Origin of the sequence: Paenibacillus sp. VTT E-133291, from assembly GCF_002264395.1 — a bacterium.
Classification (GTDB): domain Bacteria; phylum Bacillota; class Bacilli; order Paenibacillales; family Paenibacillaceae; genus Paenibacillus_AQ; species Paenibacillus_AQ nitricinens.
Genome location: NZ_NFVA01000032.1, coordinates 1 through 16,737, shown reverse-complemented (window position 1 = coordinate 16,737; position 16,737 = coordinate 1). Strand labels below are relative to the sequence as shown.

Here is a 16,737-nt window from a genome sequence, read left to right as displayed (position 1 = left end):
TACATGTGCAATCTGAAGTCTAACTTATGCATGAACGAGCACTTACTTGCCTGCTAACCATGCAATCAAGCGATGATTAATGGCTTCTTCGCTCAATTGCGGGAATAGCTCGGCAGCGATGACTTCATCATATAGACGTTCCAGTGGTTCACGTGGATCAGCTTTTTTAGCCTTGGCATCGTTCTTCAGCAACTCCCAGACATTAAGCACAAATTGACGGGAGTCGATCTCCTTATTCGCAAAAAACTCACGCAGTTTTTCAACATCCTCTATAAACTCCGGTCCAAATCGTTCCGCTACGTTGCCACGGAGCAAAGCAATCTCAACCTCATACATCGGACGCTGTTTCTTCGCATCTTTACCAACCCATGGCGTCTCAAGAATGAATGGCAGACCTGTCAATTTCTCATGATGGACGATTTTGTTAATCGTATCAAAACCGATCCAACCCGAACCAATTGGAGTGTGACGGTCTTTACCTGCTCCACATGGATTTTTGCTGTCATTGATATGGATAACCCCAAGACGATTCAAGCCGATAATCTCATCAAACTTGTTAAGAACGCCATCCAAATCATTAACGATATCATAGCCGGCATCATGAATGTGACAAGTATCAAGACATACGGATAAACGCTCGTTATGTTCAACCTTATCAATAATAGAAGCTATCTCCTCGAAGCTGCGCCCGATTTCTGTTCCCTTACCAGCCATAGTTTCTAGGGCTATATGAACTTCCGTTTCATTGGTTCCTCCAAGAACCTCGTTAAGTCCATCTGCAATCCGCTGAATACCGTATTCTGCATCCTTATCAGTGAATGCACCTGGATGTAATACGATATGCTTGACCTCAAGCGCATGCGTACGGCGGATTTCCTCTTGTAAGAAATCAACAGCCAACTGATACGTGTTCTCTTTATAGGAAGCGAGATTAATAATATAAGGTGCGTGGACGACAATTTCCTCCACACCGTTTTCTTTCATTGCTTGCTTTCCTTCAACCGGATACATGGCATCAATCGGCTTGCGGCGCGTGTTCTGTGGCGCTCCTGTATATATCATAAATGAGCTGGAACCATACTCATTTGCTTCATTTGCTGCGGTCAAAAGACCCTTGTCCGAGCAAGACACGTGTGAACCTATTTTCAGCATACTTCTTCCCTCTTTCCTTCACGAATTACCCCCTATTCTACCGTGATCAGAAAAATAAATCTAGACAAGGTCAATATGCTGGGTTCTGCTTCGCAAAACTTTGGAAATAAGCTATACTTTAATATGAGATTAAATTATGTGAGAATACTCATTGCCAAAAGGTGGTGTATGCATGTCTATCCAATCAGGACTTGGTTTATTATCCGCAACACCGAGCAATTGGTTCATGAACTCTATCGCTTTCTGGACATTTATGCTGCTGGGTTCCATGTGTATCGGCGGTTTTTTTATGTTCCGGAAATTCCTAAAGGTATTGCCGAAAGCCGATGGAAAATCAAAGCTGGACTGGCAAAATTACTGGGTAGAACGCAGTCGTTCACTCTGGAGTGATGAATCAAAAGCTTTCTTAGACCAGCTTGTACAGCCTGTGCCTAGCCCTTTTCGCGATATCGCCAAACATTCCATTGCTGCCGAGATCGGTAAGATCGCTGTGGAAAGTAATGCGAAAGAGGTTACTCGTGATCACTGCATTAAAGGTTACATAGTCGCCACACCACGGCGTGACAATCGTTTCCTCGTCAATTTTCTTGAAAAGAATAAAATCGACTACACTGCTTATCAGCATTTGTTCAAGTGATTGATAATCTGATGTTGCATTCAGAACGGAGGCCAACCTTATGAAATATGTAATATGTGGCGGCACCGGTTTCATTGGCAGTGAACTAACAAAATACTGGCTACAGGCAGGAAATGAAATTGCAATCGTCGGTCGCAATCTACCTAAAGCTGCGCCATATCATCCTAAGCTGAGTTACCACACATGGGACAGCCTACACACTGATTCAACACCCGTCGAAAATGCGGATGCTTTGATCAATCTTGCTGGAGCTTCTCTCAGCCAACGTTGGAGTCAGAGCGGCAAAACAGCAATTATGCAATCCCGTCTTTGGGCCGTTTCCGCTGCAGCTAAGCTACTCGCCCGTTTGAAACACAAACCTCCTGTAGTCATTCAGGCATCAGCTGTGGCTATTTACGGAACCTCTTTGCAAGATACCTTTAATGAATCATCACCAGCCCATGTCATGGACTTCCCTTCTGACGTGGTTAAGACATGGGAAGAAGCTTCTGATGAAGCATACACGAATATCCGTATGATCAAGTTGCGAACTGGGGTTGTTCTTGGTAACCGAAACGGAGCATTCCCCAAGATGAAGCTTCCCTATTTATTAGGATTTGGTGGTAACATCGGAGCGGGAAACCAGTGGGTCTCCTGGATTCACCTGACCGATATCGTTCGTCTAATCGATTTTTGTATTCAAAACCCCACCATCTCCGGACCTGTTAATGCGACTGCTCCACAGCCGGTTACGAACGAAGAGTTCGGTAGAATGATTGGCAAAGTATACAACCGGCCGCATTGGTTCCCACTGCCTGCCATGCTGTTAAAAACAGCAATAGGTGAATTGTCTGAGATCTTGCTCAAAGGACAACGCGTCCTTCCTTCGGCAGCATTAGAGCAGGGCTTTAACTTTACCTTCCCTACACTTCAAACCGCTTTAGAAAATTTGAAAAGCCAAATATAGCAGAATCAACACTCTTTGCTTGCGCTCTTCATTCCATGTGGAATGTGTAACTTCCTTTTACAATCTTAAATACGGTCCCCTCTGACAGCGGGTACTCTTTGTAAGGGATCATGGCTTCCCCTTGAAAAAACGTTCCGTTTCTGGAGTCGAGATCCTTTAGTACGTATCCGCTTGGGCTTCTAGATATCTCCGCATGTACTCTTGAAGCTCCTTCCGATTTTTCTACATACTGAGCTACTTCCGCCGATCGGCCAATGATAAAGCTAGTTCGGTTTAACGCAATGGTTTCCGACTCTGCCTCTTCCTCATCGCTTCTTTTAAGATAAGGAACATTTCGAGCCAGCTTCTCATTTCGTTTGCCTTGCTCAGGTGTTTCCTCCCGTGATAATAAAGCTGTTGGGGCTATTGGACCTGGTGGTATTACGAAACTCTCCTCCTCTTTCCTTGATTCAGATCGTACTGACGGAATGTCAGAAAAAGGGTCGGATGGATGCTGATCACCCTTTGGAATTGACGCTGCTGGACGCACAGTGGTCACAGGATTCCTACCAAAATTCCACTCCAGTTCTCTTCGATTCGGACTCCGGTTTGTATCTTCAGAATCCTCACTCTTATGTTCCTTTTCTTCGTCACTTCCAAACCTTATCCTTTCGCTCCATACCATCCAGCTAAAAGTAGCCAAGACAATCGTTGCGATCCCACACACGGCTAGCCATAAAGGTTTTTGGTTATTTAGATATAGGAATTTCCATAATAATGCATCACCCAATAAGCACCCTAGAATAACATAGGTTCTTGAGCTTGAGGGTTGTGAATTCGTCAACCTGTTATCTTCTGTAGACCGAAGAGACCTCTCCTCTACTTTCCCCCTAAGATTCGGACTGGAATAGCTGTTTAACCACGGAGCTGAGTTCTGCTGAGTAAGCAGACCCTTTTCCTCGTTCCGCTCACTCATTTTTTTCTGGGGAGCAGCTACCTCATTCACAAACAGTTCCCTTACTCTCTCTTGCATTCGTCTTTCAGGCTCTGCCGGACGTACTTCTGTCATCTTAGGTGATGTGTATGCCATTTCTGCGTTACTACTGAATTGTCCTCTACTAGAGTCGCCCTCTGTCAACAGCTCTGAGAGAAGATTCTTTAAGCCGGCTGGTGTAAAATCTTCTTCCCCACAGTATTGCAGTACTCTTTGAACACCACTGCCAGTAAGCTCTGTGATAGATGCCATCATCACCATGATCAGGGACTTGAGGGAATGTCCCAGCCTAGAAGCAGGCTCATTCCCCTGCACAGGGATATAGGTGAGATATACCTTACCACTCTGCAATGATCCTTCAATAAAAATGTAATCTTCATGCAAAGCATACTGATCCGCCCGAAGCATATATAACCTGCCATCTTCCATCCCTTGCGCAATTTGCAGAAGTAATCCAAAAAATGAGGCCATGCTCAGCTTCTCACTTTTGAGTAAATGACTGAGCATTTTTTTACGCAGAACAGCATATTCCATCGTAACCTTTAAATCAATTTCCCTAAGTAACAACCTTAAATGATGAGGGATGTCAGTGTTCATCAGCATACGAGCTTGAACCATGTTAAGCTTCCCCACCGGCATCCCTTCTGGTTCGCCAAGCATCATATATATACCGTCCTGCTGCATAAAGTCACGGGATAATCCGTACAACAAGCATTACCACCTCCTATTTTAAAAATAAAGATAAGCGCAAATGGTACCAGGGACTACAGCCAGCATGAAGGGAAACTTCAACAGCTCATTATCTTTATTTCGTAATAGGAATGAACTCTTCAATAATATAAATCCGGAAATTATGTTAAAGATCTTACGCGTACGCCTGCCTGTCTCCCGTCTCTTTAAGACAATTAGCCAGCCTATCAAAGCACCAAACAGTACGGAGTACATCACGACCTGCAATGTAAATAGCATCCCTGTCCACGCTCCAATCCCGGCAAAAAGCTTAACATCCCCCGCACCAACCGCCCCTATCAAATGCAAGATTAGAAGTATTGTAAATCCTGCAGCGGCACCCACACCAGCCTTCAGCAGTCCATCCCAGCCGTTCATCAGCGCTTGAGCCAGCAGACCCGCAAGCAATCCTGAGACAGTGATCCAGTTTGGTATTCTCATCGACTTTATATCCGTAATAAATGCAGCTGCCAGAAACGGCAGACATCCCCAGAAGGCCCACTCCGCCATGGATTACCCTCCTTCCCCTTCATTCATTTCACTACTGTGAACATCACCTCAATAGATCTACCGTCATCGAGCTGAATTACAAATGGCCACGAGCCCGGTGTGGTATTCACACCTATTTTCCACTCCCACTCGATATATCCGTCCGCATCCGCTTGTTTCCAGCCTAAATATCTAGCAGTACTTCCCCCGCTTTTATAAAAAACGGATAAGCTAGCGGAAGCATTCGGCGGAATTTTAGCACGAACTTTGCCTTGCTTATTGGCTACAGCTGGATTCGGCTTCTCCAAAATCTTAATAAAATCCTCTGGTTGACCAGTGCCGTCATTGCCCTTATTTGTACCCTCTCCTGTATCCCCGATCCAAAGACGTTCAACAGCACTTGCCTCAAGTACAATGCGTTGGTTTAGAAAGGGCACCTTCATCGGCAGCTCATAGCTAACAACCATTCCAAAGTAAGGTCGGGTACCCTTCTTTAACTCAGGCACGATAATGTTAGATACATGAATTCGATCATAATCCAACAAGTCTGATGACAGATAAGGCTTTAATAGGGGTTTAATCGCTAGATCCAGTACACTTTCAGAGGTCTCAGCCTGTAGCTTCTGCAGAGGTCCCTCGCCCTTCTCTAAAGCTGACATGACCCACTCATTCAGCGGCTTAGGTAATGACATTGCATAACTACTGCCCCAATCTGTAAGTGACAAGCGAGGGATCGTCCAATTCGATTCAGCTTGATTGCCAGCGGGTAGATCCGTACCACCCTTCACTGGATCAGCACCAGCTTCGCTTGTTGCTCCCCATTTCTGCACCGCCAAAGCTGCCGGGTACATATGCGTTGAAATAGATTTCACAGTATCGGATGCTGTGCTTTGTAAGGCTGTCGAATACAAGGTCATCTGTACGATAGAAATTAGGAACAAAACAAACAGTAGGAAGATCGGGAGAACCATCGCCGCTTCTACTACCATACTGCCTTCTTCCTTCGTCTTCCCCCTAATCCGGTACCTGTCCCCCATATCCTTACCAACCTCCTGCTAGTATGAAAAATCAGCCTGTACTGTTCTCATATATGTACTGCCTTGCACTTCTCCAGAATACCCAGCGCTATAATCCAACAGCTTCACAACACCCGGCAGAAACCATAGCCGCATCCCAAGCTTAATATTCGAAGAGACATACGTACTTCTTTCATCTGGATTTATTCCTGTGTTCAATCGGATTAGAGCCAGCATTCGAGATAACTGAACATTTCCGCCTCCATGCAGCATCATGAACAGACGCAAATGATCGCGATAAGTCAGCTGGGCTGGTAAGTATTTAGACAGTGTTATGGAATTTTTCTCACAGAGTAACAACATGTCCTGAATAGCTTGCTGGATGCCATACAACAGTGCTGCGGCCAGAACGGCCAACGGGTTTCCTAAACTTGCCTTCTCAATAAAACCTTCCATCGTTCGAATAGACAGCCTCATGGCAAATATTTCAGCATACGCTGCGGCTACATTTCCAGCAGGATTATGAAATCCATAAAGAATGTATTCCAGCTCTTGCGCTTGAGGATTAAGCTGGTCTGTAAGTTCGGTTGTACCCTCAGAACCTTTTGCTAGAGTGGCTAGCTTGGAAACGTCAAAATGTTGAAAATAGAACGCAGAATACTCTGTTTGGAAAAGTCTATCTCTAGCTCCTCCCATAATGCCACCCATCGCTGCATAGATTCCGTCCATATCCTCCATTGCCGAACTCCCAGCAGTATACGGGTTAGTGCTTACTTCAGATTTAACAAGTGAATCGGATACTAATTCCTTATTAAAAGCGATATTCTCCTCGTAATATTGACGAAGTGTTTGATAGCTTGTCAGAGAATCTGTCACTCCGTTACCCATCATTCGAATCTTATCAAGCAATGCTTTCGCTTCACCCAGCTTAGATTTTGCTTCTCTCTCCAACTGCTTTCGCTCTTTATCTGAGCTACGGTGCTGTTCGATTACAGCCAAATCACTAACGATAATACTTCCCTTCTTACCGTAATTCTGCAGATAGTTATTCACTACGCGTGAAGCTTCTAGAACAGAAGAGATCATTTGATAGGAGTCACCATATTCACTCAAAGCTTCATACAGCACACCCGACATTCCTGTCACAATCGGTTCGATGGCACCGTAAGCACTTTGCTGCGTGGATATACTATTCTCCATCTGACTTAGATCCGTTGAGGAGAGAATCAGTGCATCTTCCTGCTCACGCAGCTTTTTAAGCGGGTCTGAGCTTATCTCTCCTGAGCTTCCCGGAATATCCCAGTCATTAGCAGGATCATTTGATAGATTCACCCCCTCCATTCGCGACTGTTCCAATATATTTCTCATCTCGTCATTCAATTGCTCTGCCTTCTTTATCGCTTCATTCGCTCCCTCCATTGATCTTTCATGATCTTCTCGAAAAGCTGTTAATAAGCCAGGAAACCGCGATAACATCTCAGTAGTTCGACTCCGATAGAGAGACAATTGATAAGTGTACTTTGCAGGCTTTTTACTATCACGATAAAGATCATCGTAATATTTCCCAAGATAGTCACTATACTGTGCGGGAATATCCGCCGCCGATTGTATACTTCCGAGTGAACTGGCCGAAATGGACTCTGCAAGCGGATCCATAATCGATTGAAGCAACCTTCTCCCACTCTCCGCAGCCTGGCTTCTCCGTTCTAACATAAGATCCAAAGCCTCTTCCCGCTCGTCATATAACGGCTGTAGCTTACTGAGTAATTCAGTAACCCGTGAGGCCTCTGCCATTACTCCTGACATCGGCTTGAATTTACCTGCCAATTCCAAAGCAAAATCCACAGGAGCCTTATACTTCATTTCCTCCAGTATTTGTCGACTCACAACATCATAGCTACCCAGCGGCCTGCTCCATTTCAAAGATGACGTTTCCAACACGAAGGGTACCAGATTGAACACGTCACTCCTACCACTTTTATGCATATTATCATTGAGTACCTGAGACAGCAGCATATCCCCGTCACTCTCTCCAAAGGCGAATAAACCATACCTTTCTCGTAGCTCAACATCGTAAGATGACATTACAGAGCGAACGCTAGCCCTCGCTAAACGTTCCTCCTGAACATTGAAGGCCGCAATCCGCGCATAGTCAATCAGCACAGCGGTAAACAGAAAGACGAAAGCCAGTACCGTAATTAAAAAAATGGATACTGAACCTTCCGTTTTGCCCTTACCCTGCCTTTGTTTCTTTCGACTCTTACCGCTAACAAGGCAACTGCTAAAGATACTCCTCATCAAAACCTCCCTCCTTATCCCTACCTTCAATAGATACAAGATCCATTAGCAAGGAAATATTCACTTATCCTGAAGCTTGGTCATCATCGCGGATGCATCCTTCTTCTCCATGTGGACTCCAGACCCACTAGTACCCTCTGAGCCACCCTTGAACTTAGCCCCGAAGTAACGCATCAGGTCTACCGTACGGATAAACTCAACAGGCTCAGCGATGATAGATTGAGTTCTTACAGTTGGCTTTGCCTCATCAGACAAAACTTCATCAAGTACAGGTAAGTGCAGTAGACGATTTAATTCACCGCTTACTTTCCGCCCCGTAAGCGTGTATTCGTAGTTCATATTTCCCGGCATATTATTCGGAATCATAGAGGACGAATGTCTGAGTTTAAGATCTGGTAGATCACTCTCATCTGACACTTCACCAGGTAGCTGTATTGTCGCGCCACCTTTCCCAGCTTCTCCGCCGAATAATGAGGCCAGCAACGCATCATCTCCAATTCTCCAATAAAGGGAGTCATACTCACCAGCAGCATAGGAGCCAGAAACCTCTTTATGGCTGTTGTCCCAATTGTAAGCCGCACGCTCAGCAGCCCCTGAGGCTACTTGCAGCAGCATGGACTTTTGGTAGCTATACAAACAAAAGAACAGAAGAAGCATTGTAATACACATGACCATAGGTAGTAGAATTGAAGCTTCAATAGTAAAGCTGCCTCGATCGTCCTTAAGCTTATTCACTCAAATACTTCCTGGCTCTTTTCTCCTGCAGTTTTAATCAAAGCCTCTACTACCTCCTGAATTTTGTCCTTAAACAAAAGAACGACCGCAATCAGCACTGCAATAATCAGAATCATTTCCAGTGTCCCCAGGCCTTCCTCGTCCTTCCAGAAATTCTTCACACTACCCGACATTGTCGTCATCATTAGTTCACCCTCCTACATTTTTAACATCATGAATGCTGGTGTTCCCACCAGTACAATTACTATTAAAAAAATAACTACCATCGGAAAGACTAGTTTAGAGGAAGCTTGCTCCCCTCGCGTTCGGCTGATAGCTTTACGTTTATCCCACAGCATCCGCGAGAGATCGCGTAGCGATAACACAAAATCCGCTCCACCTCTGCGGTAATTCAAAAGAACCGTCGTCGTGAACAACGATACTTCCTGCACTGCACATCTCTTGCTAAAATTCTCGAATGCCTGCTGAAATGAATACCCTCCTTCCCATTCACTGGTCATGATCCTAAGCTCCTTGTATAATGGGTGATTAACATCACCTCGGCGGCTCTCCACACAGCGGATAATCGCCCGTTGTACGGTCTCACCTGCTCCTACCAGCAATACAATGCTGTTCAGAAGTTCTGGTAGCTCGAGCATAATATTTTGCTCTCTCACCCTCACCTTTTTATGCAAATCACTCACCATAGCAGCTGGTAGAGCTACCGCCAAGAAAATACCTAGAATCAGACCTGTCTGATCGCCGCTAAACCCTGTGATCAAACTTCCACCCACAAGCAACAACCAACTGTAGCTAAGCATCTCACCCATGAACAGCAGGGTTCGTTCTGCACTGTAACGCATCCCATAACTTCGCTGCAGGGAACGTTGAATCCTGAACATCAATGATGGAAAACGACTGACAATGCCGCTTTTCTCAATGAGCAGCAGCAGCGGTTCACCCAACTTCCGAAGTCGTAGTCCTTCCATAGGAAGTTCTCTTAATCCGTCATATCTTTTTCCGCATTTAATTCGTAACAGAGCCCAGACAACAAGTAAAAATATAGTGACTACTGCACATAGCCATCGCATGATTACTTCCCCTTCACAGCGGAATGTCCATTATTTTAGTAGTCCAGAGATAACATAAAAACAAAGCTACTAATGCAAGCGTCGATATAGCTATACCCGCTCCTGTGTACATGGGCTGCATATAGTCTCCTGCAGTCAAACTCATAAAGATCACCATGATTAGTGGAGATATTAACAGCGCTTTCGCTTCGAATTTCTTCTGTGAAATGCTTACAGCAATATCTTGCTGAATATCCAGCTTCTCCCCAATAATCGTAGACGTACGGCGCACTACTTCTACCAGATCGCCGCCTGTACGTTTACATACAGTGAACACGTCAGCGAACCGCTCAATATCTTCCATTCCTGCTCTTGCACTGAAATCCCGAAGCGCTTCCTCCACTGGCTGACCGTATTCCATGCGCGTACAGATAATATTTAGCTCCGAGATCATATCGCCGCCCCCCTCCGGGTCCAGCATACGTAAGTCCTGGACCGCTTCCCGGAAAGCATTCTCGACCGATCGCCCTGCTGAGAGTGAGGAAGACAATGAAAACAACGTCTGTTTAAACTGTAAATTAAGCATACTCCGGCGTCTTTTCAGCAAATAATTACGCAGCATACGAGGTGCATACAGCCCACCAGGCATAAGTAGTAACGATAGTATCCAATGATGATAAAAAAGATAGCCCACTCCAAACAGCAGCATACCACCTACTGCAATAGCCAGAGTTTTCTGTACCAAGGTCAATTCGTATACCGTATAATTCGGCAATAATGAATGGTCTCTGGCATCAGCTTCCTTAGATTTTTCAGCAGCAAACTTAATCTTAAGCACTACTTCTTGCCCCCTTTAGAATTTAAAATCCAGCCTGAGATAACGGGTAGGAGGTTACACCAGCCATTCTAAGCTTTGCTGTATGCATAAGCAGGTTTCCAGAGGAAACTAGCCCCCCTTGTACCCGTCCCTCTCGCTCACCGGATTCTTGAAATTCATATAGAGGGTTTAAGAACACTTCTCCATCTTTCAGGCCTGCAACCTCACTAATCTCCATCACTCGCCTAGAACGATCACGGAGCCTGGATAAATGTACGAAAATATCAATCGCCGATGAAATCTGCTGACGAACAACCGTTACCGGCAGATCCGCTGCACTTAACACCATCGTCTCCAATCGACTGACCATATCGTGCGCACTGTTACTATGCCCTGTGGACAAGCTTCCATCGTGCCCAGTGTTCATCGCCTGTAGCATATCAAGACATTCCGCTCCACGCACCTCACCCACAACAATTCGATTGGGTCTCATCCGCAGTGAAGAACGAATCAAATCTCGAATGGAAATCTCACCTCTACCTTCTGTATTCGCGTTCCTAGTCTCCAGGGATACAAGATTTGGCACCGTTACAATCTGTAGCTCAGCAGAATCTTCTATTGTGATGACCCTCTCCTGTGATGGGATAAACTGAGATAATGCATTTAGAAAGGTGGTCTTCCCCGAGCCGGTTCCCCCGCTTATAAAAATGTTGTATTTAGCAGCTACTAAGATTTGCAGTAACTCTGCTGCTTCCAGGCTTAAAGCTTCACGGCTCACCAATTCATTTATCGTCATCGGCTTCTCCGGGAATTTACGTATGGTCATCGCGGGTCCTTTCAGCGAGACTGGCGGAAGAACAATATTCACGCGAGATCCATCCTTCAACCGGGCATCAACGATAGGAGAGGAATCATTTACTACCCTGTTAACACCGGATACTACCGTTTGGATAATGTCTTCCAGCCTGCTGCTGGACTCAAATTCCAAAGGAAGACGACGAATCTGACCCTCCTCTTCCACAAAAATCTCAGTATGACTGTTGATCATAATCTCCGTGATCGCCGGGTTGTCCACTAATGGCTGAAGCACATCCAATCCCCGGAAAGAATCAAACAATCTCTTCACTAGCTCATGCTTCTCCTGCGCTGTTAAGTAACGGAGTCTTTCACTTTCTAGAATCGTTCGTTCGATAAACCCGGTAAGTTCACGGTTCTCTACTGCAGATGTTACATCAAGTCCTGCACGAATCTCACTACGCAGCGCCCTGAACATCTCTTCATTCATGCAGGTTCTTCCCGGTAAACACCAGTGGGAGCGCTGGTTCTACAATCCGTTTGCATAACTGCAAAATTTCTCGCTGAAATTGCGGAGAGTTCAAAAAAAGCTCCTCACGGTGTTGCAGTGTCCATGACGGGATAAAAGGGCATATGCCTTCAATGGTAATTCCCTCTGGAGGCACCCACTCTTCCAAGCGATCTACTGCAAAATTCACTACAAATTTACTCTTGTCCATCACATGGGGGGACATTCCAGAGTTAGGAGCAGTGCAATGCGACAGCCATCTCATAGCCTTATACATGCTTACATCATCATTTTTCAGGACCCAAAGTAAAATCCCACTCCGCTGTAGCACAGCTTTCGCACGCTCTTCCTCGATGCTTCCGGTGTCCACAATAACAACATCAAAGTTTCTCTCGGCAACCAGCCGCTCTAATAAATCCAGCGTATCTTGCAAAGTCATCTGCAGCATTTCCTTCACATTAATAACTGGCCTGAAAGAAGCAGTTCGGAGGTGATCATATCTAATGAAGTATTGTCCTAATTCGATCGTATCCGCTTCATCCTTATCTCGATGGGCCTTTATTTCATATAGCAGTCGCTCTAGTCCAGGCGTATGACCTGCAGGGATTCTGAGAAACAACCCACTGCTGTCAACACTCTCAAGGTTCAAATAAAACACCGAAAGGCCCATTTCACCAAGCTGCTTAGCCATATTCAATGCTATCGTCGTTTTGCCCATGTTGCCGCTAGAAGAGACAACCCCCAGCAACAGCGTTTCATCTAGTACAGAAGCTCCTCTACCTCTTTGAACTTCACATAACTGGAGAAATGCTCCTAGAAGGGAAGGAAGCGCCTGATATTTGGCAATCATCACTCCTCCTCCCAGACTCTTAGCACTCTTACCGAGATAACCTCCATCCTCACTCAAAACTGCCCACGGAACCATGCTTTTCCCCTCTACTAGCCAAGCCTCAATAAAAGAAGAGTCCCCCACAACAGCATCCGGGATGTCCTCTCCCCTCATAAATTCGATAAAAGCATCCATTCGGCTAAAAGCCGTAATACGCAGCATTTCTCCGTACTCGCTGTGATGAAGATAGTGCAGTAAGGGTTCGATATATTGACTTTCACGCACTGCGAGCACAATCCTTGCCGCCATGAAACCACGCTCCTTTCGATAAGAAGAAATCCATTATTTTCTCAAAAAAAGACAGCAAAAAAAGCACCGACAATAACCGTGAATACGGTAATTGAACGGTGCTTCCGTTACTATTCCTTTAATTTACAGCTATAGTAGCATATATATAAGAAGGCAGCAATAAGTTTTTTCACACACTAGCTGGATACTATACTCTCATCTTATCTTCGCGCCAGTACTTAATGGCAGACCGAATATCGGCAGGGTTGAGCTTCTCCTTCACCGCCCGCTGACACAGTGCTGGAAACTCATCATCACCCGCATAACGTAGCGCTATAATTTGGGCTATTTCAAGCTCTGGGCTCAAAGCTTCGCCTGTCAGACGGAAATAGCGAAACTGCTCTTCCACTCTCACCACGCGGTCCTGATTTTTTGTCGCATATATACGAATTCTTGTAATCGCAAAAAGTAAGCATAAGGACATCCCGAATAACAGCAATGGCACCGTTAAAGCACCATCATCACGTATCTCTTGAACAGCATAAATCGTCGACCACACAAACGAAATCAGCGCAAGCGGCATCGTCACAAAATGAAAAGGCCAATCAAAACGCATAAATCCCTTGGGCTTCCCTTTATTCATAATTCATCTCCATATTTTATATGACTTGTAGAGCGTTTAAAGCTTCGTCTCGCCGGGAATAGCCACGATAAAGGGCTTGTTGTTCTCCCAGTTCAGCGACTTCCCTGATACTTTAGTTGTTCCATCCACATTAACGATTCCGCAAATAATCTGACTACCCCATACACTCGTATAATAATAGGCATAGGATGGCGCTAAAACAGGGGCTTTGCCATATTCCTTCGCAATGGGGTGTCCGAATATCGCGGTAAAATCTTTTTTATCAGCCTCTTTCGAATTGTCCAAATCGGCTTCCCATACGACTGTTCTAATGTTGTCTTTAATCTCATAATACGATACAAAATGCCCATAGATTATGAAATATCCATCAGATCTGCCTTCAGGAAAATAATACGACATAGACAACGCTTCATTATCACCCGTTAATTGAGACGGTTCTCTTTCATCAACCGGGAATTGTAAAGCAGCAATGCGGGAAACTACTAAGTCGTTACTAGTATAATTCTGCACAAGCTTTGTATTAGCACGTTCCTGAACCCAGACAGTCTTCGTAGCAGCATCTACCGTTACTCTAGCCCCAAGAGCTTCTGCAATAAATCTCAGCGGTACCGTAACTCTTCCATCCATGATTCTAGCAGGTGCTGCCAGTTGCACAGATTCCGAGTTCTTCCACGCCGTTCGAGAACCTATAGCAAGCTTAAGCTTCATAGAGTCTCTAACGATCGTTACTTGCTTTGTACGGGCTTCCCACTGAATAGAAGTATTCTTGAAGCTCTCAAAAGCCTTCAGCGGAACCATCGTCTGTCCGGAAATGATTTGTACACCGTAATTCAGGCTCGAATTATTCACCATAACCCTGAGCTTAGAATCTGCGGATATCGTCCCCATTGTACCTAAAGAAATTAGCATAAGAATTAAAAGATAAAATCCTACCTTTCGCGCCATCCCTTCACCCCTCGCTACATGTCCTTAACCATACCAAATTATGGTACATTATAACATCTAGCCAAACTGCGGATTACAAAAATCTTTGTTTGATCTCCGGTGTGGGGAGCAGACACTGCTCATCACGCCCGAACCAACGGTAACGATTCCTTGCAACATAGCGGTAAAGGGTATTCCGTATTGGGCGCGGCACTATAATGAAGATATACGCAGCAGGCCAAGGCCATCTCAATCTACGTGCAATTCGCAGTACAGCAGCCGACTCTGTATAATACATACCGTTCTCCAGCAATACAACTGTGTTCAACTGCCCAGGTTGAAGTCCAGCCTCACTCATTAGCTTAGCGGCAATTTCACTTTGTAAAGGCGCGAATAGAAATTTAGCCTTGGGATCACGCGGGATGATGAAACGAATCAAACCTTGGCATAGATGACACACCCCATCGATCAACACAATGGATTTATTTTGCATAATGTTCAGCTCCTCGTTCATAGCTCCCCCTCCCTATAAAGATAAGTGTATCGCATATTTTGGGTAAACAAAAACGCGGGATAGAATCCCGCGCCAACATGTACCGTTCTTTAATTATTCAGCAATTGCCTTTTCAATCCATTGATCACCGATCATTTGTCCTTCGAAATCAGCAGTGAATGCCTCCATGCATTTACAGATGAAATCTTTGCGGCAAATTGGACATGGAGTTTTAAGCAGGCGGCTGATGTTCGTCATTTTCCATTCCGGAAACCGATTATAAAACGCACGGCACTCCGTTCCATCAGCAAGCTTGATAATGAACTCGTACAATCCTTCCTTATCGTTGCTGCTGGCTTTGGTCACATTCGTAATATTCGGTCTGTAAGACATCTTCATCACCCATTATTTAAATTTTTGGTTGTAAATTGCACACGCAACATATTCTCAGATACTTAGACATATTAAAGAATTTTAAGGGTGATGTCAACCAAAGACGGCTAACACGGAAGCTATTTATTGCTCTTTTCTGATCAACACCTTTATTCAGTCATTATTTCCATAAAATATATACAGATACATTTAATTTATGATCATTCATTTTGCTGTGATTTGATAAACCGAATGGGCGTTAATGGTTCATAGAATTTTCTTATTTGGCTCCCCATCATAAATAGTGTACAATTAAATTGTGATAAATTAAAAATAGGAATTCCAAAGGAGGTGGCATCCATGAGTATTTATGATTTTGAGGTCAACACTCTTCGGGGTGCAGAAGAATCATTGTCCAAGTACAAAGGTAAAGTACTCCTTGTTGTAAATACAGCTAGCAAATGCGGGTTTACGCCTCAGTATAAAGGGCTTCAGGAAGTGTATGATAAATTTAAGGATCGCGGATTCGAAGTGCTTGGTTTCCCAAGCAATCAGTTTGCCGGCCAAGAGCCTGGCGAAAGTGATGAAATTGCAGAATACTGCGAGATTAACTATGGGGTAACTTTCCCCATGTTCGAGAAGATTGATGTAAAAGGCGACGAAGCACATCCATTATTCAAATACTTATCTAAGGAAGCTCCTGGTGTTCTAGGCTCAAAAAGCGTGAAATGGAACTTCACCAAGTTCCTGGTGGATCAAGAAGGCCGTGTCCTTAAGCGTTTTGCTCCTAAAACTACTCCTCAGCAGATCGAATCCTATATCTCCAAGCTTCTGAAATAATCCATTCAATAAGAAATTTTGAAAAAGGGTACTGGCCACATCCCTCAGACCACCAGGTGATATGCGGTCAGTGTCCTTTTTGTCATTATCCATTATACGAAAATACAGCTTTCCGATTGCTCGTTAAGCACAAAAAAAGAATCCTTGCATCGCAAGGATTCTTTCATCATTCTATATGCGGTAGAGAGGACTCGAACCTCCACG

At 44.7% G+C, this 16,737-nt stretch carries 18 protein-coding genes; 3 read left to right on the top strand and 15 right to left on the bottom strand.

The genetic code is table 11. The features are described 5' to 3' along the window. Positions 1-42: 42 nt before the first annotated feature. Positions 43-1,152: a deoxyribonuclease IV gene (locus tag CA598_RS14575; RefSeq protein WP_094876965.1), complete on the bottom strand. Its 1,110-nt coding sequence runs from the start codon at positions 1,150-1,152 to the stop codon at positions 43-45. Between the two features lie 172 nt (positions 1,153-1,324). On the opposite strand from CA598_RS14575, the gene CA598_RS14570 reads away from it, so the two are divergent. Beyond that, positions 1,325-1,789, top strand: a complete 465-nt coding sequence (locus CA598_RS14570) for a DUF2621 domain-containing protein (RefSeq protein ID WP_094870664.1) — start codon at positions 1,325-1,327, stop codon at positions 1,787-1,789. Positions 1,790-1,829: 40 nt separating this feature from the next. Beyond that, positions 1,830-2,735 carry a TIGR01777 family oxidoreductase gene (locus CA598_RS14565; RefSeq protein ID WP_094876964.1) on the top strand — a complete coding sequence of 302 codons (906 nt, stop codon included), beginning with the start codon at positions 1,830-1,832 and terminating at the stop codon, positions 2,733-2,735. A gap of 28 nt (positions 2,736-2,763) precedes the next feature. Here the strand turns inward: CA598_RS14565 and CA598_RS14560 are convergent, their stop codons facing one another. The 14 genes from CA598_RS14560 to CA598_RS14495 all read right to left on the bottom strand — a co-directional run bounded on the left by CA598_RS14560 (position 2,764) and on the right by CA598_RS14495 (position 15,714). Then, positions 2,764-4,419, bottom strand: a complete 1,656-nt coding sequence (locus CA598_RS14560) for a DUF6382 and FHA domain-containing protein (protein WP_094876963.1) — start codon at positions 4,417-4,419, stop codon at positions 2,764-2,766. A gap of 18 nt (positions 4,420-4,437) precedes the next feature. Beyond that, positions 4,438-4,947: an A24 family peptidase gene (locus CA598_RS14555; protein ID WP_094876962.1), complete on the bottom strand. Its 510-nt coding sequence runs from the start codon at positions 4,945-4,947 to the stop codon at positions 4,438-4,440. Positions 4,948-4,970: 23 nt separating this feature from the next. Next, positions 4,971-5,963, bottom strand: coding sequence for a TadE/TadG family type IV pilus assembly protein (locus tag CA598_RS14550; RefSeq protein WP_094876961.1), 993 nt, complete (start codon positions 5,961-5,963; stop codon positions 4,971-4,973). An 18-nt stretch (positions 5,964-5,981) separates the two neighbouring features. Next, positions 5,982-8,240: a hypothetical protein gene (locus tag CA598_RS14545; RefSeq protein ID WP_094876960.1), complete on the bottom strand. Its 2,259-nt coding sequence runs from the start codon at positions 8,238-8,240 to the stop codon at positions 5,982-5,984. 60 nt (positions 8,241-8,300) lie between these two features. Further along, positions 8,301-8,975 (bottom strand): TadE family protein, encoded by a 675-nt coding sequence (locus CA598_RS14540; RefSeq protein WP_094876959.1) that lies wholly within the window; start codon positions 8,973-8,975, stop codon positions 8,301-8,303. Continuing rightward, the gene (locus CA598_RS14535) at positions 8,972-9,160 is read right to left on the bottom strand and encodes a Flp1 family type IVb pilin (RefSeq protein WP_094870671.1); all 189 of its coding nucleotides are present in this window, start codon (positions 9,158-9,160) and stop codon (positions 8,972-8,974) included. Before CA598_RS14535 ends, CA598_RS14540 begins: the two co-directional genes overlap by 4 nt. Before the next feature lie 12 nt (positions 9,161-9,172). Next, positions 9,173-10,048: a type II secretion system F family protein gene (locus CA598_RS14530; RefSeq protein ID WP_373455828.1), complete on the bottom strand. Its 876-nt coding sequence runs from the start codon at positions 10,046-10,048 to the stop codon at positions 9,173-9,175. Positions 10,049-10,058: 10 nt separating this feature from the next. Next, positions 10,059-10,853 (bottom strand): type II secretion system F family protein, encoded by a 795-nt coding sequence (locus CA598_RS14525; protein ID WP_256989837.1) that lies wholly within the window; start codon positions 10,851-10,853, stop codon positions 10,059-10,061. 31 nt (positions 10,854-10,884) lie between these two features. Beyond that, positions 10,885-12,126: a TadA family conjugal transfer-associated ATPase gene (locus tag CA598_RS14520; protein ID WP_094876958.1), complete on the bottom strand. Its 1,242-nt coding sequence runs from the start codon at positions 12,124-12,126 to the stop codon at positions 10,885-10,887. Then, a complete protein-coding gene (locus CA598_RS14515) occupies positions 12,119-13,282 on the bottom strand; it encodes a P-loop NTPase family protein (RefSeq protein WP_094870675.1) in 1,164 nt (387 codons plus the stop codon). Before CA598_RS14515 ends, CA598_RS14520 begins: the two co-directional genes overlap by 8 nt. Positions 13,283-13,469: 187 nt before the next feature. Next, complete coding sequence (locus tag CA598_RS14510) at positions 13,470-13,904, bottom strand: DUF6526 family protein (protein ID WP_094876957.1); 435 nt, start codon at positions 13,902-13,904, stop codon at positions 13,470-13,472. Between the two features lie 36 nt (positions 13,905-13,940). Continuing rightward, a complete protein-coding gene (locus CA598_RS14505) occupies positions 13,941-14,849 on the bottom strand; it encodes a copper amine oxidase N-terminal domain-containing protein (protein ID WP_094876956.1) in 909 nt (302 codons plus the stop codon). Between the two features lie 73 nt (positions 14,850-14,922). Continuing rightward, on the bottom strand, positions 14,923-15,342 hold the full coding sequence (locus tag CA598_RS14500; RefSeq protein ID WP_094870678.1) for a thiol-disulfide oxidoreductase DCC family protein: 420 nt from the start codon (positions 15,340-15,342) through the stop codon (positions 14,923-14,925). A gap of 93 nt (positions 15,343-15,435) precedes the next feature. After that, complete coding sequence (locus tag CA598_RS14495) at positions 15,436-15,714, bottom strand: hypothetical protein (protein ID WP_042124803.1); 279 nt, start codon at positions 15,712-15,714, stop codon at positions 15,436-15,438. A gap of 339 nt (positions 15,715-16,053) precedes the next feature. On the opposite strand from CA598_RS14495, the gene CA598_RS14490 reads away from it, so the two are divergent. Beyond that, the gene (locus CA598_RS14490) at positions 16,054-16,533 is read left to right on the top strand and encodes a glutathione peroxidase (protein WP_094870679.1); all 480 of its coding nucleotides are present in this window, start codon (positions 16,054-16,056) and stop codon (positions 16,531-16,533) included. The last annotated feature ends 204 nt before the right edge of the window (positions 16,534-16,737 follow it).